The sequence below is a fragment of the Sphingobium sp. genome, assembly GCF_035511395.1.
GTDB lineage: Bacteria > Pseudomonadota > Alphaproteobacteria > Sphingomonadales > Sphingomonadaceae > Sphingobium.
The window spans coordinates 31,803-54,388 of sequence record NZ_DATKFP010000083.1 but is presented as its reverse complement, the minus strand read 5'-3'; the positions used below and the strand labels follow the sequence as shown (position 1 = coordinate 54,388).

At 64.1% G+C, this 22,586-nt stretch carries 23 protein-coding genes; 12 read left to right on the top strand and 11 right to left on the bottom strand.

Annotation, left to right across the window (positions count from 1 at the left end):
- From VMR39_RS05085 to VMR39_RS05055, 7 genes are all read left to right on the top strand, one after another.
- Positions 1-143: 4Fe-4S dicluster domain-containing protein (locus VMR39_RS05085; RefSeq protein ID WP_325414926.1), on the top strand; the 143-nt coding region annotated here is incomplete at its 5' end.
- Positions 144-162: 19 nt separating this feature from the next.
- A complete protein-coding gene (locus tag VMR39_RS05080) occupies positions 163-1,785 on the top strand; it encodes a tetratricopeptide repeat protein (protein WP_325414924.1) in 1,623 nt (540 codons plus the stop codon).
- Entirely contained in the window at positions 1,772-2,653 is an 882-nt protein-coding gene (locus VMR39_RS05075; protein WP_325414923.1) for a 4-(cytidine 5'-diphospho)-2-C-methyl-D-erythritol kinase, read from the top strand. The genes VMR39_RS05080 and VMR39_RS05075 overlap by 14 nt, the downstream gene beginning before the upstream one ends.
- Positions 2,650-3,366, top strand: a complete 717-nt coding sequence (locus VMR39_RS05070; RefSeq protein ID WP_325414922.1) for an N-formylglutamate amidohydrolase — start codon at positions 2,650-2,652, stop codon at positions 3,364-3,366. The genes VMR39_RS05075 and VMR39_RS05070 overlap by 4 nt, the downstream gene beginning before the upstream one ends.
- Positions 3,363-3,725, top strand: coding sequence for a hypothetical protein (locus tag VMR39_RS05065; protein ID WP_325414921.1), 363 nt, complete (start codon positions 3,363-3,365; stop codon positions 3,723-3,725). Before VMR39_RS05070 ends, VMR39_RS05065 begins: the two co-directional genes overlap by 4 nt.
- The gene (locus tag VMR39_RS05060; protein ID WP_325414920.1) at positions 3,722-5,089 is read left to right on the top strand and encodes an NAD(P)H-hydrate dehydratase; all 1,368 of its coding nucleotides are present in this window, start codon (positions 3,722-3,724) and stop codon (positions 5,087-5,089) included. Before VMR39_RS05065 ends, VMR39_RS05060 begins: the two co-directional genes overlap by 4 nt.
- Positions 5,086-6,294, top strand: a complete 1,209-nt coding sequence (locus VMR39_RS05055; protein ID WP_325414919.1) for a class I SAM-dependent RNA methyltransferase — start codon at positions 5,086-5,088, stop codon at positions 6,292-6,294. Before VMR39_RS05060 ends, VMR39_RS05055 begins: the two co-directional genes overlap by 4 nt.
- Before the next feature lie 71 nt (positions 6,295-6,365).
- Here the strand turns inward: VMR39_RS05055 and VMR39_RS05050 are convergent, their stop codons facing one another.
- The 5 genes from VMR39_RS05050 to VMR39_RS05030 form a co-directional block, all read right to left on the bottom strand.
- On the bottom strand, positions 6,366-7,568 hold the full coding sequence (locus VMR39_RS05050; protein WP_325414918.1) for a type III PLP-dependent enzyme: 1,203 nt from the start codon (positions 7,566-7,568) through the stop codon (positions 6,366-6,368).
- Positions 7,569-7,815: 247 nt separating this feature from the next.
- Positions 7,816-8,988 (bottom strand): carboxynorspermidine decarboxylase, encoded by a 1,173-nt coding sequence (locus tag VMR39_RS05045; RefSeq protein WP_325414917.1) that lies wholly within the window; start codon positions 8,986-8,988, stop codon positions 7,816-7,818.
- Positions 8,989-8,995: 7 nt separating this feature from the next.
- Positions 8,996-10,075, bottom strand: coding sequence for an alpha/beta hydrolase (locus VMR39_RS05040; protein WP_325414916.1), 1,080 nt, complete (start codon positions 10,073-10,075; stop codon positions 8,996-8,998).
- A 159-nt stretch (positions 10,076-10,234) separates the two neighbouring features.
- The gene (locus tag VMR39_RS05035) at positions 10,235-11,455 is read right to left on the bottom strand and encodes a saccharopine dehydrogenase family protein (RefSeq protein WP_325414915.1); all 1,221 of its coding nucleotides are present in this window, start codon (positions 11,453-11,455) and stop codon (positions 10,235-10,237) included.
- An 82-nt stretch (positions 11,456-11,537) separates the two neighbouring features.
- Positions 11,538-11,885, bottom strand: a complete 348-nt coding sequence (locus tag VMR39_RS05030; protein WP_325414914.1) for a GFA family protein — start codon at positions 11,883-11,885, stop codon at positions 11,538-11,540.
- Between the two features lie 56 nt (positions 11,886-11,941).
- Between VMR39_RS05030 and VMR39_RS05025 the strand changes: the two genes are divergently transcribed.
- Positions 11,942-12,361, top strand: coding sequence for a DUF1801 domain-containing protein (locus VMR39_RS05025; RefSeq protein WP_325414913.1), 420 nt, complete (start codon positions 11,942-11,944; stop codon positions 12,359-12,361).
- Here VMR39_RS05025 and VMR39_RS05020 read toward each other — a convergent pair whose 3' ends face one another.
- Positions 12,362-13,945: a cisplatin damage response ATP-dependent DNA ligase gene (locus tag VMR39_RS05020; protein WP_325414912.1), complete on the bottom strand. Its 1,584-nt coding sequence runs from the start codon at positions 13,943-13,945 to the stop codon at positions 12,362-12,364.
- A 103-nt stretch (positions 13,946-14,048) separates the two neighbouring features.
- Positions 14,049-15,041 carry a ligase-associated DNA damage response exonuclease gene (locus VMR39_RS05015; protein ID WP_325414925.1) on the bottom strand — a complete coding sequence of 331 codons (993 nt, stop codon included), beginning with the start codon at positions 15,039-15,041 and terminating at the stop codon, positions 14,049-14,051.
- Between the two features lie 130 nt (positions 15,042-15,171).
- On the opposite strand from VMR39_RS05015, the gene VMR39_RS05010 reads away from it, so the two are divergent.
- Together VMR39_RS05010 and VMR39_RS05005 are read left to right on the top strand one after the other, a co-directional pair.
- Positions 15,172-16,416 carry a DUF3419 family protein gene (locus VMR39_RS05010; RefSeq protein ID WP_325414911.1) on the top strand — a complete coding sequence of 415 codons (1,245 nt, stop codon included), beginning with the start codon at positions 15,172-15,174 and terminating at the stop codon, positions 16,414-16,416.
- Entirely contained in the window at positions 16,413-17,057 is a 645-nt protein-coding gene (locus VMR39_RS05005; protein WP_325414910.1) for a class I SAM-dependent methyltransferase, read from the top strand. The genes VMR39_RS05010 and VMR39_RS05005 overlap by 4 nt, the downstream gene beginning before the upstream one ends.
- A gap of 151 nt (positions 17,058-17,208) precedes the next feature.
- On the opposite strand, the gene VMR39_RS05000 is transcribed toward VMR39_RS05005, so the two are convergent.
- The gene (locus tag VMR39_RS05000; RefSeq protein WP_325414909.1) at positions 17,209-18,270 is read right to left on the bottom strand and encodes a class I SAM-dependent methyltransferase; all 1,062 of its coding nucleotides are present in this window, start codon (positions 18,268-18,270) and stop codon (positions 17,209-17,211) included.
- A gap of 253 nt (positions 18,271-18,523) precedes the next feature.
- Here VMR39_RS05000 and VMR39_RS04995 point away from each other — a divergent pair, with 253 nt between their 5' ends.
- On the top strand, positions 18,524-18,979 hold the full coding sequence (locus tag VMR39_RS04995; RefSeq protein ID WP_325414908.1) for a putative quinol monooxygenase: 456 nt from the start codon (positions 18,524-18,526) through the stop codon (positions 18,977-18,979).
- Between the two features lie 39 nt (positions 18,980-19,018).
- On the opposite strand, the gene hemA is transcribed toward VMR39_RS04995, so the two are convergent.
- Complete coding sequence (hemA, locus tag VMR39_RS04990) at positions 19,019-20,245, bottom strand: 5-aminolevulinate synthase (protein WP_325414907.1); 1,227 nt, start codon at positions 20,243-20,245, stop codon at positions 19,019-19,021.
- Positions 20,246-20,423: 178 nt separating this feature from the next.
- The gene (murI, locus tag VMR39_RS04985; protein WP_325414906.1) at positions 20,424-21,227 is read right to left on the bottom strand and encodes a glutamate racemase; all 804 of its coding nucleotides are present in this window, start codon (positions 21,225-21,227) and stop codon (positions 20,424-20,426) included.
- 99 nt (positions 21,228-21,326) lie between these two features.
- Between murI and VMR39_RS04980 the strand changes: the two genes are divergently transcribed.
- Positions 21,327-21,869, top strand: coding sequence for a sugar O-acetyltransferase (locus tag VMR39_RS04980; protein ID WP_325414905.1), 543 nt, complete (start codon positions 21,327-21,329; stop codon positions 21,867-21,869).
- 15 nt (positions 21,870-21,884) lie between these two features.
- On the opposite strand, the gene VMR39_RS04975 is transcribed toward VMR39_RS04980, so the two are convergent.
- Positions 21,885-22,343 carry a hypothetical protein gene (locus VMR39_RS04975; protein ID WP_325414904.1) on the bottom strand — a complete coding sequence of 153 codons (459 nt, stop codon included), beginning with the start codon at positions 22,341-22,343 and terminating at the stop codon, positions 21,885-21,887.
- Between the last annotated feature and the right edge of the window lie 243 nt (positions 22,344-22,586).

Below are 22,586 nucleotides of genomic sequence, written 5' to 3'. Positions count from 1 at the left end.
GTCAGGAAGAAGGCGAACCCCGCTTCCAGATCAACGCGCAGAATTGCGTCCATTGCAAGACGTGCGACATCAAGGATCCCACCCAGAATATCAACTGGGTCGTTCCAGAAGGCGGCGGAGGACCAAATTATCCCAATATGTAAGCGCCTGATCCCGATCCTGATGCTGACGATCCCGGCGGCGGCCGGGGCGTCGGTCGATCCCGGCAGCGCGCTGCACGCCTATGCGCGGGCGCGGTTGGCGGATGGGAGTGGGGTTCCGGGCGGTGCGGTTGCCAATTATCGCGCTGCGCTTGCCCTTGACCCCGGCAGTACGGAGATTGCGCGCCGTTCCTATGCTCAGGCATTGTTAAGCGGCGATCGGGTATTGGCGATGCGATCGGCCGAACTGCTCGATGCGCAAGGCATGTTGCCGCGCGACGGAACGTTGTTGCGGATCGGCGATGCCCTGACGCGCAAGGATTGGCCCGGCGCGCGCCTTTTGATCGATCGCATGGTGGAGGAAGGCAATTTTGCCTTTCTCGCACCGATCCTGCGCAGTTGGATATCGATTGGCGAGGGGCGCTATGCTGCCCCAGTGATCGGCGGCAAGGAGCAGTTTGCAAGCCTCGCGCAGCGTTATCTGGACGAGCATCTGGCGCTTCAGGCGATCGGGCAGGAAGACATGGCCGCTGCCCTTCCGGCGATGCGCCGTGCGATAGCCTTGCGCAGCAGCGATGTGGCTGCGTTGAGGCTCAATTTCGCGAGTCAGCTTGCGGCGCAGGGCGAGAAGGCGGAGGCGATGGCACTCCTGCCCGACGGCGATGCGAATTTCATTATGGCGCGAGCGGACATTGCACGCGGCAAGGGACCGAAGGGGCGAAAAGCGCTGCTGACCCCGGCGCAGGGCTTCGCGCGGCTGCTGTCCAGGCTTGGCGCGGACATCGCCTCTGATGATGCCGGAATGGTGCTCGGCATGCGGCTTTCGCGAATTGCGACGTTCGCCGACCCGCAAGGAGCCGAGGCCCATATCGTGGCTGCACGCCTGCTCACGGCCGGGGGCTATCCGGCCTTCGGCGCGGAGGAAGCTGGTAACGTACCGGTCAAGGGCTGGTATGGGGGGCTGGCCCAGGCCGAACTGGTGAATGCGACGGCCGAGGCGGGGGATCGCGACGGCGCGATCGCACTCGCCCGAACGCTGGCGTCTGCACCGGGCACGGATGCCGAGCGTCAGGTCCGGCTCGGTCGGCTGCTTGCCGATGCTAAGGATTTCGCCGGCGCGGCCGCAGCGTTCAAGGCGGCGCAGGCCGGCTATGATACGAACCGGGTGCCCTGGACGCTGCTGTTGTTCGAAGGCAGTGCGCTGGAGCAGGGCAAGCGCTGGGATGAAGCGCGGGCCGTGCTGGAGCGTGCCGCCAAACTGGCGCCCAACGAACCGGTGATCCTCAACTATCTTGGCTATGCGCAGATCGAGCGGCGGCAGAATGTCGATGAGGCTCTCGCGCTGCTCAAGAAGGCGAGCGCGCTCAAGCCGCAGGATGCGTCCATCACCGACTCGCTCGGTTGGGCGCAGTTCGTGACCGGCGATGTTCGAGCGGCGGTTCCCGTGCTGGAGCGGGCGGCGGCCGGTGCGCCGGATGATCCGACCATCAACGAGCATCTGGGTGATGCACTGTGGACGGCTGGTCGGCGCTATGAGGCGCGTTATGCCTGGAACGCCGCTGCGATCTATGCCGAGGGCGATGTCGCCGAGCGGCTGGCGGCCAAGAGCAAGGAAGGATTGAAGCCCGAATATGCCGCGCCCTGACATGGAGGCCGCCGTCGAAACGCTCGTGGAAACCGCCTATGCCAAGGTGAATGTTGCGCTGCATGTACGGGCGCGGCGCGATGATGGCTATCATGCGCTGGAAAGCCTGTTCGTCTTTGCCGAGAATGGCGACCGGCTGGAGGGGCATGCGACGGATGATGGTGCGATCGACCTGCTGATCGACGGACCGTTTTGTGCGGGATTGGATGCGGGAGCGGACAACCTCGTCGTCCGGGCAGCGCGGGCGTTACAGGCCTATCTGGGCGATCAGCGCGGGGCGGCGATCCGGCTGACGAAAAACCTGCCGGTCGCGTCAGGGATTGGGGGCGGCTCGGCGGACGCGGCGGCGACGCTGCGGTTGCTGGCGCGGCTGTGGGACGTGCGGATCGAGCTGGAGGAACTGGCCGGGCTGGCACTGGATCTGGGGTCGGATGTCCCGGCCTGTATCGCGAGCGTGACGCAACTGGTGTCGGGACGGGGCGAGCATCTGGCGCGGCATGAAGTCGACGGGCTTGAAGGACTGCCGATGCTGCTGGTCAATCCGGGTGTAGGCGTATCGACGGGCAGCGTCTTCGCCGGCTGGGATCGGCAGGATCGCGGTGGGCTGGATGCCGGCAGTATCGATATGCTCATCAAGGAGGGGCGTAACGATCTGGAAAGGGCGGCAATTGGAGTCGCGCCGGTCATTGCGCAGGTGCTGGCGACAATGGAAGGCGCGGATGGCCTGCTGCTGGCGCGCATGTCGGGATCGGGCGCGACCTGCTTCGCGCTGTTCGAGGACAAGGCAATGATGGCACAGTCTGCCGTAGCGATACGCGCCGCACATGCCGACTGGTGGGTCATGGAAACACGGATCAGGAGCGCATGAACGAGGCTTTCACCCAGATTGGCGGCGGCGACCTCGACCTGCTGGTCATCGCGGATCATGCTTCCGCCCATGTACCCGGCGATATCGATCTGGGCATCGATCCGGCGCTGCTCAGGCAACATATCGCCATCGACATCGGCGTGGCAGAGGTGAGTCGGCTGCTGGCGGCGCAACTGGGCTGCACGGCGATTTTGGGTGGCGTTTCGCGGCTGGTGATCGACCTCAATCGCGAGGACGATGCACCGGGCCTGCTACCAGTGATGAGCGATGGCCATGCCATTCCGGGCAATCGCAACGCGGATCTGGCCGAACGGATGATCCGTTTCCATCATCCCTATCATCATCAGATCGGGCGTCTGCTGGATGGCATGACGTCTCCCTTTATCCTGTCGGTACATAGTTTCACGCCCCGGTTAACGAGCGATCCGGAGCAGCAGCGTCCGTGGGATATCGGTATCCTCTATAATCAGGACGACCGCGCAGCGCGGATCGCCATCCCCTTGCTGGAGGCTGCGGGGCTGAAGGTCGGCGACCAGTTGCCCTATTCGGGGCAATTGCTGAACGCGACCATGAACCGCCATGCGGAAGCGAACGGTATTCCCTATCTGGGAATCGAAATGAGGCAGGATCTGGTCGGTGATGCAGCCGGGCAGAAGCGTTTTGCCGATATTGTCGGCCCGATCGCGCTGGAGTGCCGGAGCAGGCTGGCATGAGGATCGCCCTCGGATCGATGCTGCTGCTGGTGCTTGCCGGGTGCGGGAACGGGGTGTCGATGCCGGGCAACACGGCTGATGCGGCGCAGGTCGATGAGGGGAAGGCCGACTGCATGACCGGCGATACGCAGCAATGGGAACGCGATTGCCTGGTCGAGCGCGAGGGCGACATATTGACGATCCGCCATCCCGACGGCGGGTTCCGCCGGTTCCGCGTACTGGCAGACGGGCATGGCCTGGAGGCGGCCGATGGCGCGGAGCCGGCCAAGCTCAGCATCACCGGCGAAAAGCAGATCGAGGTAGCGGCTGGCAATGACCGCTATCGGCTGCCTGCCCAGATTGCAGGCACGGATCGGTGACGGGCGCGCCGATCCTGACCGCGGCGCAGATGCGTGCGGCGGAGCAGGCGGCCTTCGATGTGGGCGTCGATGAATATGGCTTGATGGAAACGGCCGGCGCGGCCGCGGCGGAGGTCATCTGGCGCGCGGGGCACCGTCGCGACACGCTGATACTCTGCGGGCCGGGCAATAATGGCGGTGACGGCTTCGTGATCGCTCGGATATTGCGGGAGCGAGGTGTGGCCGTTCGGGTGACGACCTTGGGCGAAAGCCGGACGCCGTCGGCGCAAAGGGCGCGTGCTCTCTGGGGCGGGCCTGTGGAAGACATGATGACCGCGCTGCCCGCGACGCAGTTAGTGGATGCGCTGTTCGGAACCGGGCTGACGCGAGGGCTGGATGGACCGGTTGTCGCGAAGCTGGCGGGTTTGGCGGACGCGGCCACATTGTCCCACGCGATCGACCTGCCGAGCGGTGTCGATACGGATAATGGCGCTGTGCTGTCGGATGTTCCACGTTTCGGCACCTGCATTGCGCTGGGTGCGCTCAAACCTGCACACCTCCTCTATCCGGCTGCGGATCGTTTCGCCCGGCTGGCGCTTGCGGACATCGGGATAGATGTGCCGAGTACCATCCATCGGCTTGCGCCGCCGAAGATCGGCGTTCCGGGTATGGAGGCGCATAAATATAGTCGTGGTCTGGTCGCAATGGTTCAGGGGGTGATGCCGGGAGCCGCCGCGCTGGCGGCGGCAGCTGCAACTCATTCGGGCGCGGGCATGGTTCGGCTCCATGGTGAGGATGCGCCGCTCATTCCGCCCCATGCCATCGTGCGGCAGGCGAGGAGCGATCTGGATGATGGCCGCATCAAGGCGTTGCTGGTCGGGCCGGGGCTGGGGCGCGATGATCGGGCGCAGGCGACGCTGGACCGCGCGATCGCTGAGGGCCATCCGATGGTGCTGGATGCCGATGCACTGGTCCTGCTGGCGGGTCATATGGATCGCACCCCGGCTGGCGCGATCCTGACGCCGCATGAAGGAGAGTTTCAGCGCCTGTTCGGCGACCTGCCCGGCAGCAAGATCGACCGCGCCTTGTCGGCGGCGCGGGAGTCGGGCGCGATTTTCATCTACAAGGGCGCGGACAGCGTCATTGCGGCCCCGGATGGGCGAGCCGCTGTGGCGAGTGGCGCTTCGCCTTGGTTGTCTACCGCCGGGACGGGCGATGTGCTGGCCGGATTGGCCGCTGGTCGGCTGGCGGTGACGGGCGATCCTTTCCGCGCAGCGTGCGAGGCAGTGTGGCTACATGGAGAGGCGGCGCGGCGGTGCGGTCCGGCTTTTGTCGCGGATGATTTGCTTGCTAAGCTGCCAGCGGCTATCGCCGCGCGATTGTGACCGACAGCGAAATAGACAATCTCATCATCCGCGTCGCCGCCAAGGGCGATGGCGTTACCGGCGATGGCCGCCACTTTCCCCTGACCGCGCCGGGCGACCGGATCGAGGCCGATGGCAATGTCGTCTTCGGTGTCCATCATGCGATGCCGCCCTGCGAGCATTTCCCGGCCTGCGGCGGGTGCCAGCTCCAGCATCTGGACGAGGAAAGCTATGCCGACTTCGTGACGGGGCGCGTCGCCGGCGCACTGGCAGGACAGGGCGTGACGCCGGGCGCGGTGCTGCCGCCCCATATCTCCCCGCCGATGACGCGACGGCGCGCGTCGCTGCGCGCGTCTCGGGCGGGAAAGCGCATCACCATCGGCTTTGCCGAAGAGGGCAGCCACAAGCTGATCGACCTCCAGATGTGTGCGGTACTCGATCCCCGGCTGTTCGGGCTGTTGACGCCGCTTCGGGGGCTGCTGGCCGAGATCCTGCCGGACAAGCGGGCGGCACATGTCCGCATGTCGCTGACCGACCAGGGCGTCGACCTGCTGCTGGAGGGCGTGAAGGTTTCAGGACTGACGGCCGACGAGGCGCTGGGCGACTTTGCGCGCGAGCAGGGGCTGGCACGGCTGACCATCGACGAGGGTGACGGGCCGCAGACACGCTGGGAGCCGGAGGCGGTGACGGTCAGCTTCGGGGGCGCGCCCGTCGGCTTTCCGCCCTTCTCTTTCCTCCAGGCGACGCCCGATGGCGAGGCGGCGCTGGTCGGCGCGGTGCGCGATGCGCTGCCGGAGACAGGGGCGATCGCCGATCTCTTCTGCGGGCTTGGCACCTTTGCACTGGCATTGGGGGATAAGCGGCCGGTCTACGCGGCGGAGGGAGCGCGGGACGTGATCCTGGCGTTGAAGCTCGGCGCGGCTCGGGCGCAGCGGCGACTGGTGGCGGATCATCGCGACCTGTTTCGCCGCCCGTTGACGCCGGAGGAACTGAACCGCTTCGCCGCCATCGTGCTGGACCCGCCGCGTGCAGGCGCGCGCGAACAGGTGTTGCAGCTTGCGGCCTCCACCGTGCCGCTGATCGCCTATGTGTCTTGCAACCCCGCCAGCTTTGCACGGGACGCGGCGCAGCTGGTCGCGACGGGATACCGGCTGGAGAGCGTCAAGCCGGTCGGCCAGTTCCGCTGGACCACCCATGTCGAACTGGTCGGCATCTTCCGCAAATAAAAAATCCCTCGCCGCAAAGGGGAAGCGGCGAGGGACGTTTATCCTCTCCAGCTGGGAAGCTGGAAGCGGGCCTAGCCCAGCTTGATGACAGTTGCGCGACGGCGCGGTGCGATGGTTTCGGCGTAGAGGCTGGCCATCGGCTCATCCGACACTTCGATCGTCGATTCCGACGTGAAGCCGTTGAAGCCGGTGCGCATCGCCGCGCCATAGGCGCCGAGCATCCCGATTTCGATATAGTCGCCGACCTTCACGTCCGCAGGAAGCATGAAGGGACCGACCATATGGTCCATGTCGTCGCAGGTCGGGCCGTAGAAGGAGAAGGCGGTCATGTCCTCCTCGCTTTCTTCCTCGCGCAGCAGGGCGACGGGGAAGCGCCAGCCGATGTGCGCAGCGTCGAACAGCGCGCCATAGGCACCGTCGTTGATGTAGAGTTCGGTCCCGCGGCGACGTTCGACGCGCACGATGATCGAGCTGTACTCCGCCGACAGCGCACGGCCGGGTTCGCACCAAAGCTCGGCCGAATAGCTGATCGGCAGGCTTTCGAAGCCGCGATGAATGGCGTCGAAATAATTTTCGAGCGCGACCGGCTCCATGCCCGGATAGATGGACGGGAAGCCGCCGCCGACATCGATGATGTCGACCGTGACGGCTGCGTCCACGATTGCGGCACGCACCCGCTCGATCGCATCGCTATAGGCCTGCGGGCTCATCGCCTGGCTGCCGACATGGAAGCAGATGCCCAGGGCATCGGCCGCCTGACGGGTCGCCATCAGCAGTTCGCGGGTTTCGCCCAGTTCGGCGCCGAACTTCGACGCGAGGCTGAGTTCCGAATGTTCGGACGAGACGCGCAGACGCACGCACAGCTCCAGATCGGTCGCATCGCCGGTGGCGCGCATGATCTTTTCCAGCTCGTCGATCGTATCGAGCGAGAAGGTGCGCACGCCATGGACATGATAGGCTTCCGCGATTGCTTCCTCGGCCTTGACCGGGTGCATGAAGCAGAGCTTCGCCTGACCTTCCGCGTCAGCCAGTGCCTCCGCGACCAGACGCACTTCCGCGATCGAGGCCACGTCGAAATGCGTGATGCCCGATGCGAAGAGCGTACGGATCAGATCAGGAGACGGATTCGCCTTCACCGCATAGAGCGAGCGGCCCGGAAACTTCTCGGTAAAGAAGCGGGCGGCCCGAGCGGCGGCTTCGGGACGAATCAGCGTTACCGGTGCTGCCGGTGTGAGGGCGGTCGCTACCCCCAGCGCGCTATGATGCTTGTGCAACTCAAGGGACCTCCAGTGTAGTTCAGGGCGAAAAGCTGCCTTGCGGTGGAAGTCCCATGGGGCAGCGGACGGTCGATATATGCGGAGGGGTCCCCCCTGTAAAGCGCATGTGAAAATTTTGTTGCGCCGTCCGCTATGAAATGTGCGCCATGCTCGATGAGGCGTTGAAAAGTCTTGGTTTTTTGGCCAGCATCGGAGATGGTGAACGTAGGATCAACGTTCCAATCAGGATGTCGGCCAGCCGGAATCAGGACAGACGAGTCTTGAAATCCTCATAGGAAAAGGACCGGATTTCCTTAAGTTGGTCGGTCGCCGAGTTCCAGAGCCAGATGGCGGGCAAAGGCACGCCGTTGAAGGTGTTGGTCTTCACCATCGAATAGTGGGCCTGATCGAGGAAGGCGATCCGTGCGCCGGGTTCCGCGCCACCGGGTACCCGATAGTCCCCGATGATGTCGCCCGCCAGGCAGGAAGGACCGCCGAGTCGAGTCAACGAGCCATCCGCGTGCTCATGCAGCATCGCGGGGCGGTAAGGAGCCTCGATCACGTCGGGCATGTGGCAGGTGGCGCTAATGTCGGTGATCGCGACGGGCATGCCATTGTCGATCACGTCGAGAATCTCGCCGACAAGGATACCCGCGTCGAGGGCCATCGCCTCGCCCGGCTCGATATAGAGATCGAGGCTCGTCTGCGCCTTGATCCGTTGGAGGAAGGCGACGAGGTCGTCGATCTGGTAATCGGCACGGGTGACGTGATGGCCCCCGCCGAAATTCAACCATTTAAGGCCGGCGACATGGGGCATGACGAACGGTTCGATCGCGGCCCAGGTACGCTCCAGCGGCAGGAAATCCTGTTCGCACAGATTGTGGACATGGAGGCCGTCGACGCCTTCCAGATGCTCTGCGCGCAACTGGTCGATCGGGAAACCGAGGCGGCTATGCGGTTGCGAAGGATCATATTTGGGCACTTCCCCCTCGGGATTGAGGGGATTGAGGCGCAAGCCGATGTCGAAGTTCACACCGTCCCTGCGTGCCGCGTCGATCACCGGCTTCATCCGTGCGATCTGTCCGGGGCTGTTGAAGATGACATGGTCGGAAATCTTGAGGATTTCGGCCAGATCGTCGGGTTTGTAGGCGGCGCAATAGGTGGCGACCTCGCCCTTATACTCCTCGCGGCCCAGGCGCGCCTCATAGATGCCCGACGCGCAGACGCCGTCCAGATATTCGCCGATTACGCCGCCCAGCGACCACATGGAAAAGGCCTTGAGCGCGCCCAGTACCTTGATGCCTGCGCGGTCGCCTATATTCCGCAGGACCGCGAGGTTGCGACGGATCGCAGCCTCATCCACGACGAAGGCGGGCGAGGGGACGCGATACAGGTCGAAGCGGGCGAAAGCGGCGGGATCGCCGGCCTTGGTTTCCATGAAATAGTTACTCCTGATCCGCCAGCGGGCGGACGTCGTTGATGAGCGCCTTGAGAACCAGGCCCGGTTCCTCGACCATCGGCATATGGGCCGAATGCTCGAACCAGATGGTCTTCTTGGCAGGGGCTTTCAACCGGTCCATCCATTGCGCGGCGAGCGGGGACGGCACGGTATAGTCAGTACGGCCGAGCAGCATGATGACCGGTAGTTTCATCTCATGGACCTTGGCGAAGCTGACGTCGGCGACGCGCGGCCAGAGAATGGTGGTGGAAAATTCGCTGCCTGCGCCCCACGCCTTGCGGTCTTCGGGCGTATAGTCGGGTGAGAGGCGCGGCGTCTGGAAATAGAGTGTCGGGTCGGGTCGGTCGGCCATCAGCGATCCATAACCGATCGCGTATTTACGCCAGCCATCCGCCTGGGCGATGGTGAAGGGACCGCTTTCGGGATAGGGAGCGAGCGCCTCTATCGCCTTCACCGCCTCGGCATTGCCGGCCTTCTTCGCCTGCGCGATGGTCCAGTCCATGCCCATGCGCTCGCCGGCGCGGAAGTCGATCGCCTGGCCCATGCCAACATAGGCGTAGAGCAGGTCGGGCCGCAGACACGCCACCGACAGGCCGACTGCCGAGCCCCAGCTATGGCCGAGCAGGAAGACCTTGCGCTTGCCATAGCGAGCTTTGAGATAGTCGATCAGTTCGATCGCATCGTCGCGATAGCGATCCAGCGTCATGGTCGGCGCGATCGCCTTGGGATCGTTCAGCGCATAGCTTTTGCCCGCGCCGCGCTGGTCCCACTGGACGACGGTGAAGACATCCTCCCACGGTCGCTGGAACGACCAGGCGAAGGGCATTTCCACCGCGCCGGGGCCGCCATGGACGTAGATGAGGATCGGATTGGCCCGGTCGGCGCCGCGCACATTGATCGCCTGTCGCGCCCCGCCCAGCGTCACGACCAGATTTTCCTGCACCCCGTTGGGCGTGACGATCCGGTTGATGTCGGCGACGATCTCCTTCGCCGGGGCGTAGGGATCGGCGGGCTGTTGGGCCGCGACCGGGGAGGCAAATAGAGAAAGGGCGAGAACGGCCCTCATGGGGTTTCGCATTCCGGCCACTCCGTCATCCCCGCGCAGGCGGGTTGGAGAGAGGCATGTGCCTCTCTCCAACATCTCCCACCCCATCCCCGGACGCCGGGTCCAGAGATGCCTTCCTGCTTCCGCAGGAATGGCGAGATTTCAGCTACAATCGCCGATTTAAAAAGCCAGCGGCGCGTCCAGTTCCTTCACCTGCCAGGGCAGGCCGTGCTCGTTGAGCATGTCCATGAAGGGATCGGGATCGAACTGTTCGATGTTGAACACGCCGCCGCCTTCGCCTTCTGGGGCCTTCCACGCGCCGGTCAGCATCATGGCGGCGCCGATCATCGCGGGCACGCCGGTGGTGTAGCTGACCGCCTGGTTGCCGGTTTCGGCATAGGCGTCCTCATGGTCGCAGACCTGATAGATGTACACGGTCTTTTCCTGACCGTCCTTCCGACCCGTCGCGATGTCGCCGATATTGGTTTTGCCCTTGGTGGTGGATCCCAGGCTCGACGGTTCGGGCAGAACGGCCTTCAGGAACTGGAGCGGGATGATTTCCTGGCCATTGTAGATGACCGGATCGATCCTAGTCATGCCGACATTCTGGAGCACTTCGAGATGCTTCAGATACGCGTCGCCGAAGGTCATCCAGAAGCGGATGCGCTTGATTTCCGGATAGTGGGTGGCGAGCGATTCCAGTTCCTCATGATACATGAGGTACATGTTCTTCTCGCCCACCTGGTCGAAGTCGAACACCTGCTTGTGGCTGAGCGCCGGGCCTTCGATCCATTCGCCGTTCGCCCAGTGACGCGACGGTGCGGTCACTTCGCGGATGTTGATTTCCGGGTTGAAGTTGGTCGCGAAATGCTGGCCATGGTCGCCGCCGTTGCAGTCGAGAATGTCGAGCGTGTCGATCCGGTCGAGCAGATGCTTCTTGATGTAACTGGCGAAGACGCTGGTGACGCCGGGGTCGAAGCCCGAACCCAGCAGCGCCATGATGCCCGCTTCCTTGAAGCGTTCCTGATAGGCCCACTGCCAGCTATATTCGAACTTGGCGGTGTCGCGCGGTTCGTAGTTGGCGGTGTCGAGATAATCGGTCTTCGTCGCGAGGCACGCGTCCATGATCGCCAGATCCTGATAGGGCAGGGCGAGGTTCACGACCAGCTTGGGCTGGACCTTCTGGATGAGGGCGATCGTCTCTTCGACATTGTCGGCATCGACCTGCGCGACGTCGATGGTGACGCCGGTGCGCGCCTTCACCGATTCGGCGACCTTCTCGCAGCTGATGATGCGGCGGCTGGCGAGCGTGATATGGCTGAAAATATCAGGGTTCATCGCCATCTTGTGGACCGCGACAGAACCGACGCCGCCCGCGCCGATGACAAGAACCTTGCTCACTACAACTGCTCCATGGCTATGGTCGCGCCGTTCGCGCGAAAGCGCCCATATAGGGACGTCGCGTGACAGCGCAAAGTCAGAGTTAGAAGCTTGCGCCGTCGACCTTCGTGATGGTCAGCGCGTCGATATCCACCGATGGCACGCAGCGCAGGTTGATCGCGCGCATCTCGCCCTGTGGAGACTTGCCCTTTGCAAAGGATTCCGTGCCGCAGGTCTTGCAGAATTGGTGCGTGATATTGTGCTTGTAGAAGAGATAGTCGGTGAGCTGATCGGCGCCGCTTTCCAAGGTGGACTGGTCCACCGGCACGAAGGTAAGGACGAAGCCCTTGCGGCTGCAATGGGAGCAGTTGCAGGTCATCGCCTCGGTCGGTGCGTCGGCCGCGACGCTGAAGGTGACGGCACCGCAATGGCAGCTTCCCCGATAGGCCATGATCACTCTCCCTTGATGTGGTGCGGGGATGATAGAAGGGAGCGCAGGAGAACGGAATGGCTGAAAGCGACAAGAATGTGCGCCTGCTGTCAGGCGGCAATCCGCAGATCGCCAAGGGCGATGGCGATGCGCCGGTTCAGGCCTATATCGCCGCGATGCCGGGCTGGAAGCATGGGGCGGGGCGCTGGCTTGACGCGCTGATCGTGCGGACGGTGCCGGACGTGAAGAAGGCGGTAAAGTGGAACTCGCCCTTCTACGGCGTCGAGGGGCAGGGCTGGTTCCTCAGCTATCATTGCATGACGCGCTATATCAAGATCGCCTTCTTTGCCGGGACGTCGCTCGATCCGATGCCGCCGGTGGCGTCAAAGAGCGAGGGGACGCGCTACCTGCATCTGTTCGAGGAGAAAAGGGTGGATAAAGCGCAACTGGTCGAATGGATCAGGCAGGCGGCGGCATTGCCGGGCTGGGTGCCGTGATCAGCTGACCAATTTCCGCAGTCCCTCCACCGTATCGGCCTCTGCTGCGGGCTTGTCCTTGCGGATACGGGCGATGCGGGGGAAGCGCATGGCGAGGCCGGATTTGTGGCGTTTGCTGTCGTGGATGCTGTCGAATGCGACTTCCAGCACCAGCGTCTTTTCCACCTCCCGCACCGGGCCGAAGCGATTGACCGTGTTGCCCCGCACAAAGCGGTCGAGCCATTTCAATTCCTCGTCGGTGAAGCCGCTATAGGCTTTGCCCACCGGCAGCAGTTCGCCGTCTTCGGTCCAGCAGCCGAATGTGTAGTCGGAATAGAAGGAGGAGCGTTTGCCATGGCCGCGCTGGGCGTACATCATGACGCAGTCGGCGGTCAGCGGATCGCGTTTCCATTTATACCAGAGCGTGGCCTTGCGCCCGGCGACATAGGGGCTGTCGCGACGCTTGAGCATGACGCCTTCGATCGCGGCGTCGCGCGCGCCGGCGCGGATGTCGGCGAGCGTCTCGAAGTCGGGCGCGTCGATGACGGCCGAGAGGTCGAAGCGGTCGGATGCCATCTGCGGCATATAGGCTTCCAGCCGGGCGCGGCGCCGTTCCCAGGGGAGCGCGCGCAGGTCGTCGTCGCCCTCGATCAGGAGGTCGTAGAGCCGGACGAAGGCGGGATAGTCGGCCATCATCTTGGCCGTCACGGCCTTGCGCCCGAGCCGTTGTTGAAGGGCGTTGAAGCTGGCGGCCTCTCCGCCCTGAAATTCGCCGCGCACCAGCAGTTCGCCGTCCAGCACGGCATGGCCGGTGAAGGCCTGCGCGATTTCGGGGAAGCTGCCGCTGATATCGTCGCCGGCTCGACTGTAGAGGCGGGTTTCCTTGCCCGTCCCGACGATCTGGATGCGGATGCCGTCCCATTTCCATTCGGCGGCATAGTCGTTGAGGTCGACGCTGTCGGCCTCCAGCGGATGGGCTAGCATGAAGGGACGGAAATAGGGCGTGCCTTCGGGATCGGGACGGGTGGTGCGGCCTTCGGCCCAGTCGAACAGGGCGGCGTAAGGAGGGGCAAGGGCGTGCCAGACCTGCTCCACATCATCGACGTCGAGGCCAAAGCCCTGCGCGAAGCCGGTCTTGGCAAGGCGGGCGGAGATGCCGACGCGCAGGCCGCCGGTGGCGAGTTTGAGCAGCGCGAAGCGACCGGAGGAATCGAGATGATCCATCATCTGTGCCAGCGCGTCCGGCGCGGCGGCACGGCTGACGCTGTGCAGGCGGTCGATGACGGCGGAGAGGCTGAGCGATCCATCGTCCAGTTCGGCAGGCTGGTCCTCCCGCTTGGGCCAGAGCAGGGCGACGGTTTCGGCGAGGTCGCCGACATAATCGCGACTCATTTCGTAGAGAACCGGATCGGTGCGGGCGCGGATCATCTCGCCGATGGCGGAGGATTTGACCGCCTTCAGGTCGAGATTGCCCGTCAGCGCGGCAAGCGCCCAACCGCGGTCCGGATCGGGCGCGTCACGCATATAGGCGGCGATCAGGTCCAGCTTGCCGTTGCGCGAGCGGGTGTAGACGAGGCCGTCGAGGAGTTGGGAGAAGGCACGCATCCCTACCTCCGTTCGCTTCGAGCGCAGTCGAGAAGCGGAAAGGATGATGCGAGCGTTTCTCGACTTCGCTCGAAACGAACGGTTCTCATGGGCAAGGGAGCCATCATCCCTCATCCTCGTCTTCGCGGCCGACCAGAGCGAGCGCGCGGGCGCGGATCTGGTGGGTCATGCACCAGTGGAGCAGCGCTTCCTCGCGCCCATGAGTGATCCATGTTTCGGTCGGTGCGACTTCCCGGATCGTGTCGGTCAGTTCGTCCCAGTCGGCATGGTCGGATATCACCAGCGGCAGTTCGACATTCTTCTGCCGGGCGCGCTGGCGCACCCGCATCCAGCCGGATGCCATAGCGGTGATCGGATCGGGCAGGCGGCGGCTCCAGCGGTCGTTGAGGGCGGAGGGAGGCGACAGGACGATATGGCCGCGCATATCCTTTGCCGGGACGCCGGTGGCGGGGCGCAATTCGCCCATGTCGACACCAAACTCCTGATAGAGGGCACACATTCGCTCCAGCGCGCCGTGGATATAGATGGGGTCATGATGGCCGCGCGCGCGCAGTTCGCAGATGACCCGCTGCGCCTTGCCCAGCGCATAGGCGCCGACCAGCACGCAGCGATCGGGGTTGGCGTGGAGCGCGGCGAGCAGCCGGTCCATCTCGCTGCCCGTGTCGGGATGGCGGAAGACGGGCAGGCCGAACGTCGCCTCCGTCACGAAGATGTCGCAGGGAACCGGCTCGAACGGCTTGCAGGTCGGGTCGGGGCGACGCTTGTAATCGCCGGTGACGACGACGCGCTCGCCCGCATGTTCCAGCACGATCTGCGCCGATCCCAGGACATGGCCGGCGGGGACGTAGCGGATCGTCACGCCGCCCATCCGCGCCTCTTCGCCATAGCCGACCGCCGTGCCGCTGGCGGTGCCGTAGCGCAGCGCCATGATCGCCAACGTCTCGCGCGTCGCCCAGACATGGCCATGGCCGCCGCGCGCATGGTCGGCATGGCCGTGCGTCACCAGCGCGCGCTCCTGCGGCAGCGACGGGTCGATCCACGCATCGGCGGGGCGGACATAGATGCCGGTGGGGTGCGGTTCGATCCAGTGGGCCATCGACTGCACAAGATGGGAAAGGACGTCATGGTTCCGCAAGAGGAGTCATCATGGCGTAACCCGTGCGTCACGCAGCCGACATGCCATTGCCCTATCGGCGGCCGAACGACCCGGCAGCGAGGAGTGTGCCATGGCAGTGACAGCCAATGATATCGGCCACAAGAAGATCACCAACGCGGTACATCGCCACCGTCACCTGTCGAAGCAGGGGCTGCTGGAACGGGCCTTCACCTTCGCCTTTCGTGGCCTGGTCTACGCCCAGATCTGGGAAGACCCTGCGGTCGACATGGAAGCACTGGCGATCACGCCCGACAGCCATGTGGTGACGATCGCGTCGGGTGGCTGCAACGTCCTGTCCTACCTGACCGCCGACCCGGCGAAGATCACGGCGGTCGACCTCAACACCGCGCATATCGCACTCAACAAGCTGAAGCTGATGGCGGCGCGCAGGCTGCCCGATCATGCCGCCTTCCACCGCTTCTTCGCGCAGGCTGACAACAAGGCCAATGTCGCGGCTTATCGTGATCTCGTCGCACCGCATCTGGACGAGGCAACGCGGCGCTATTGGGAAGGGCGCGACATGATCGGTCGTCGCCGCATCGGCGGATTCGCGCGAGGCATCTACAAGCATGGGCTGCTGGGTCGCTTCATCGGCGCGGCACATCTGCTGGCGCGGGTGCATGGCGTGAACCCCAAGCGAATGCTGGACGCGCAGAGCCGCGAGGAGCAGGTCGAGATTTTCGAGCGCGAGCTGGCGCCGATCTTCGACAAGGGGTTCGTGCGCTGGCTGACCAGCCAGCCCGCTTCGCTCTTCGGCCTCGGCATCCCGCCAGCGCAGTTCGAGGCGCTGGCCGGCGACGATCGGATGGACAATGTGCTGAAGGCGCGGCTCAAGAAGCTGGCCTGCGACTTCGACCTGAAGGACAATTATTTCGCGGTGCAGGCTTTTGGCCGGGGCTATGCAGCCAAGGGCGGGGAAGCCGAAGGGCCGCTGCCGCCCTATCTCCAGGCGGCGAACCATGACGCGGTGCGCGCGCGGGCCGAACGGGTCGATGTGCGGCATGTCAATTTCACTGACTTTCTTGCGAGTCAGCCAGACGCATCATGCGACCGCTATATCCTGCTCGACGCGCAGGACTGGATGGACGATGAACAGTTGAACGCGATCTGGGCGCAGATCACGCGGACGGCCAAGCCCGGCGCGCGCGTGCTGTTCCGCACCGCGGGCGAACCCAGCATCCTGCCGGGCCGGGTGGTCGATGATGTGCTCGACCGCTGGGATTATCGCGCGGACGAGTCGCTCGACTATACCGCGAGGGACCGGTCGGCCATTTATGGCGGCGTGCATCTCTATGTGCTGAAGGACCAGCTGTGAGCGGGCACCGGCAGCTGATGGACGGCGTCTATCGCTACCAGCGGCATATCTACGACCTTACGCGCAAATATTATCTGCTGGGGCGCGACGGCCTGATCGCCGACCTCGATCCGCCCGCGGGCGGCGCGGTGCTGGAGATTGGCTGCGGCACCGGGCGCAACCTGATCGCGGTGGGAAAGGCCTGGCCGGGCGCGCATCTTTACGGCGTAGATATCAGCGAGGCGATGCTGGACACGGCGCGGGCTTCGGTGACGAAGGTTGGCATGGGCGATCGCGTGGCGCTGGCGCAGGGCGATGCGTGCGGTTTCGACGCGGAGGCGCTGTTCGGCCGTGCGAAGTTCGAGCGGGTGTTCATCAGCTATGCCCTGTCGATGATCCCCGAATGGGAAATGGCGCTGGCGCAGGCGGCGCGCTGCGTGGCGCCAGGCGGCAAGCTGGAGATTGTCGACTTCGGTCAGCAGGATGAACTGCCGGTGCTGTGGCGGCGGGCACTGTTCGGATGGCTGGGGCGCTTTCATGTGTCGCCGCGCCGTGAACTGAAGCCGGCGATCGAGCGGCTGGCGCAGGACATGGGCGGCTTTCCGCACAGCCGGACGCTCTATCGCGGCTATGCAGTGCGGGGCGGGCTGATCCGGGTCTGATGTTGGATTTGTAGGGAAATGCACGCTTAACTTCGCACATTTCCCGCAAATCTTGTTATTTTATGACAAATGCTGGAAATCTTCTTACGCAATCGACCGCCGGAACCAACCCTTCTTTTAGCAGAGCAATGCCCTGTAGGACAGCAGGGCGTCAGCGCGCTTCCAGCACCATGTTGAACGGCCCGTCCGCCGCGCGCCGGACCTGGGTGAAGCCGCCGTCGCGGATCACTTCGGTCAGTTTCGGCTCGCCGGCCTGCGCTCCAAGCCCTTCGCCGACTTCCTGATCGAGCGAGGTCGGTACGCAGATCATGGTCGAGGCATTGTAATAGAGCCGTCCGACCGGGTTGAGATTGTCCTGCGGCCGGTCGCCCGCCATCGGCTCCACGATCATCCAGCTGCCGTTCGGGGCGAGGATGTCCCGCATATGCTTCGCGCAACCGCGCGGGTCGCCCATGTCGTGCAGGCAGTCATACATGGTGACGAGGTCGAAATCGCGGCCCGGAACGTCCTTTGCGGTCGCGACCTCGAACTCTACCCGATCGGCGAGGCCGTGTGCCTGCGCGTGACGGCGGGCTTCCTCGATGGAGGGGGCATGGAAGTCATAGCCAGTGAAGCGACTCTGCGGATAGGCCTGCGCCATGAGCAGGGTAGAGAAGCCGACGCCGCAGCCTATGTCCGCGACCCTGATACCCGCGTGCAGCCTGGCCTCCACGCCGTCGAGCGCGGGTATCCATGCCTGCACGATATTGTTGACATAGCCGGGGCGGAAGAAGGCGCCGGTCGCGCAGAAGAGACAGCCGGCATGGTCGCCCCAGCGGACGCCGGTGCCGTTGCGGAAACATTCCTCTACTTTGGGTTCCGCCTCGACCATGGCGGCGACCATTTCATAGGCGGCGACCAGATAAACCGGGCTGTCGGCATTATGAAAGACCATCGCTTGTTCTGGCGAGAGGCTGAACTGGCCGCTGGCCGGATCGAAATCGACATAGCCATTGGCCGCCTGCGCCATTGCCCATTCGCGGACATAGCGTTCATGCAATCCGCCGGCGCGCTGCGCCAACTCGGCGGAGGTGGCCGGCCCGGTCGCCAGCGCATCGAACAGGCCGAGCCGGACGCCCAGCCGCACCGTGGGCACGCTCATCGCGCCGCCCAGGTCGCCCAGCATCTTGCCCACAAAGGCGTTCAGTTTCGCTTCGTCGATCGGTGCGGCCATGGCTGCGCTTCTCCCGCTGGAGCATCGTGCGCAAAAGTGGGGACCGGTTTTGCGCTTAAACCGATGCGAAAACAAAAACTGGAGCGCGCAACCTGTGTCCGATCCAACGCAGCGCGATCCGGACGCCCGACTCTGCGGCCGGACGAATGCGGCGGGAGAATAGCAGATGGCGCAACGCGCTGCGCGTATGGAAACGGGGCTTTGGAGTTAGGGCTTTAGGCTAGCATGGCAAGCGGTGATTCTTCATATAGGCTTGACGCTGCGCGGACGACGACCATCAAGGATGGAAAAGATGAGGAATATAGTCGCCACCATCGGCGCTATCACGCTTATTGCGGGGCAAGAGCAAGCGGCCGGGCAGGCCGAGCCGACGCCTATGGTGCGCATCGCCGAACTGGAGATCGAACCTGCCCAACTAGATGCCTACAAAGCTATGCTTGCCGAAGAACAGGAATCGTCGGTCCGGCTAGAACCCGGCGTATTGATGCTGCATTCGGTGGCGATCGCCGACGATCCCACCCAGATACGGTTGCTGGAAGTCTATGCCAGCCGCTCTGCCTATGAGGCGCATATCAAGTCGCCGCATTTCCTGAAATACAAGACATCCACCGAGAAGATGGTGCGATCGCTCAAGTTGATCGACACGCGGCCGATCCTGCTTTGCGCCAAATCCGCTCAACAGGGAATGACCGCGCCGAGCTGCAAATGAAGCATCAGGCGCGTATGACGATTGCGCGCCCTTGCGGGGTCAGGCTGCCCGACGCTCGGCCAATTCCAGTTCCAGCCGGTCCCAGATTTCCACCAGCGCCGATACCAGGTCGCGCATCATCTCTTCGGTATGGGCCGGGCCGGGGGTGAAGCGCAGGCGTTCCGTGCCGCGGGGGACGGTGGGATAGTTGATAGGCTGCACATAGGCGCCATATTCGGCCAACAGGATATCGCTGATCCGCTTGGCCTTGACCGGGTCGCCGACCATCAGCGGCACGATATGCGTGACCGATGGCATGACCGGCAGGCCGGCTTCGGCCATCAGGCGCTTGAGCAGCGCGGCAGATGCCTGCTGGCCTTCGCGCTCTGCGCTCGAACCCTTGAGATGACGCACGCTCGCCAGCACGCCGGCGACCAGCACGGGCGAGAGTGATGTCGTGAAGATGAAGCCGGGTGCATAGCTGCGGATCACGTCGATGATCATCTGGTCGGCCGCGATATAGCCGCCCATGACGCCGAACGCCTTGCCGAGCGTGCCTTCGATGATGGTGAGGCGACCGGCGACGTCGTCGCGTTCCGAAATGCCGCCGCCGCGCGCACCATACATGCCCACGGCATGGACTTCATCGCAATAGGTGAGGGCGTTATATTCGTCGGCGAGGTCGCAGATCGCCGCGATCGGCGCGATGTCGCCGTCCATCGAATAGACGCTCTCGAACGCGATCAGTTTGGGCGCGTCTGGGTCTTCGGCGGCAAGCAGTTCGCGCAGATGGTCGACGTCGTTGTGGCGGAAGACGCGCTTTTCGCAGCCCGAATTGCGGATGCCCGCGATCATCGAGGCGTGGTTCAACTCATCCGAGAAGATGATGCAGCCCGGCAGCAGCTTGGCGAGTGTGGAGAGCGTCGCTTCGTTCGAGACATAGCCCGAGGTGAAGAGCAGGGCGCCTTCCTTGCCATGCAGATCGGCCAGTTCGCCTTCCAGGTCGACATGATAATGGGTGTTGCCGCCGATATTGCGGGTGCCGCCAGAGCCGGCGCCGACATCATGGAGTGCTTCCTCCATGGCGGCGACGACCTTGGGATGCTGGCCCATCGCGAGATAGTCGTTGGAGCACCAGACGGTGATGGGCTTGGGACCGTTATGGCCGTGGAAGCAGCGTGCGTTGGGAAACGCACCCTTGTTGCGCAGGATGTCGATGAACACGCGATAGCGGCCTTCGCTGTGGAGCCGGTCGATCGCCTGCGAAAAGATGTGCTTGTAATTCACTACGCCTGTCTTCCCGTTTCTTCGCGCGTTCTTTTGCCGCTGCGTTATCCTCTGCCCGTGATGATGCATTTACCCATGCGCGTCCGTCTTTTCCAGCGATAACCGCTCGCAAGTCCAAGTGGAAATCCTTATCAGACTGATAGAGGCAATTGCCAATTGGACAAATGGCCCATGGGCATCACAGCGCCTCAATGCTGTTCAGGCCATAGGTGGCGAGCGCGGGGCGCAGCGCTTCCTGCCGTTCGTCGATCCGGGTGAAGACGGCGGTACCCGGCGACCGGGCTTCGGGCCAGGACTGGCCCTGCGTCAGATGGAGGATGCGCCGGGCGATGCCTTCGCCGCCGTGGACGAAGCCCATCGGATGCGGCGCGGCAGCGGCAAGTTCCTGTTCCACCAATGGAAAATGCGTGCAGGCAAGGACGACCATGTCCATCCGGTCGCCACCGGGCTGATCGATGAGGCCGGCGAGCGCATCGCGGGCGATGGCCGGGTCGAGCGCTTCGCCGCGCAGCTTGGCTTCTGCAAGCTGGACGAGCGCGGCCGAGCCGTGGCGCAGCACGATGCAGTCCGCGCCATGTTCGGCGGCGAGCCGGTCGACATAGGGCTGGCGCACGGTGGCGTCGGTGCCGAGTACGCCGAAGACGCGGCTTTTGGACAGTAGGGCGGCGGGCTTGATCGCCGGGACGGTGCCCACGACCGGAATGTCGAGCGCGGCGCGCACATGCTGGAGCGCGATGGTCGAGGCGGTGTTGCAGGCGATGACGGCAAGGCGCGGGCGATAGCGCTCTACCAACCGGCCGAGCAGGGTGGGCACGCGCGCGGCGATTTCCGTCTCGCTCTTCGTGCCATAGGGGAAGCCGGCGCTGTCGGCGGCATAGACGATGGACGCGTTCGGGAGCGCCGCGCGGGCCGGCGCCAGGATGGACAATCCCCCCACGCCGGAATCGAAGAAGAGGATGGGAGCGTCTGGTGCGACCGTCATGCGCGCCTGTGTCGCGACATGGGATCAGGCTGTCAACGGGCGGTGCTTGCAAAGCAGCGCTCCGCCTGCCACCTCGCCCGCCTGATCCAGGAGGCGATGATGACCGAACGCAGCATGAAGCAGAAGATGATCGCGGGCGAACCCTATCATGCCAACGCCCCCGAGATCATCGCCGATCAACTGGCGGCGGCGGAATGGATGCGGCGGTTCAACGTCACCCTGCCGCCTGAGCGGGATGCGCTGCTGCGCGAAAGGCTCGGTGCGGTCGGAGCCGGATCGACGATCCGTCCGCCTTTCCATTGCGACTATGGTTTCAACATCTTTCTGGGCGACGGCGTGTTCCTGAACTTCAATTGCGTCATTCTGGATGTGGTCGAGGTAAGGATCGGCGACGGGACGCAGATCGGCACGGGGGTGCAGATATTGACCGCCGACCATCCGCGCGACCCGGCCGAGCGCGCCACCGGTATCGAATGGGGCAGGCCGATCCGCATCGGGTGCAATGCGTGGATCGGTGGCGGGGCGATCATCCTGCCCGGCGTGACCATCGGCGACGACGCCGTGGTAGGGGCTGGCAGCGTGGTCACGCGGGATGTGCCCGCGGGCAAGACCGTGGTGGGCAATCCGGCGCGGGTCCGATAGGCGGCCGCTGGGCGCTCAGCGGACCGACGCGGGCAGATCTGCGAGCAATTGCCGCAGGGCAGCGAGGCAAGCTTCATATTTTGCCTTGTCGTCCTCCGCTTCGGACTGACGGAGCAGGTCGAGATCGCCGCGCAACTGATCGATGCGGCTGACCGCCATGTCGTGCTTCACCTGATCGATCCGCCTTTTCAACTTCGCCAGTTCGGTGAAGGCATCGTGAGTGCCCGCGTCCGACTGGCGCTGAACCAACGCCTCTACCGCGTCGAGCAGCTTGCCGATCTGGCGGCCATAGCTTTCGACCGCCACGATCGCCTGTTCGGTTTCGGGCGCGCTGCTGTTGTGGCCGTTGATCGTCAGATTGGCGAAGGACCAGCCATTGTTGAAGGATTGCATCAGCTTCTGGGGCGCCAGCGCCATGCTGGTCCAGGAGCGGAAGAAAGTGTCGATGAGATCCGGCTTTTGACTGGCGGGCATGGCTGCTCCGGTGGTTCGGGGATAGCAGTTCGGAAAACCTAGACGAACGACATGCCAAATCAAGTTATGGCCGGGCACAATCGTGCGATCACGCTTGGCCATTGCTCTGTGCGCCTGTCACGCTATGGTCGCGCGCAACTTTTAGAGCAGGACAGCCGATTGTATCGGCTGTCCTGCTCTGGTCTTTTGATTTTCCGCGTTTTCCGAGGCAGCAGGTGTTCCACCTGCTTCGAAAACGCTTTA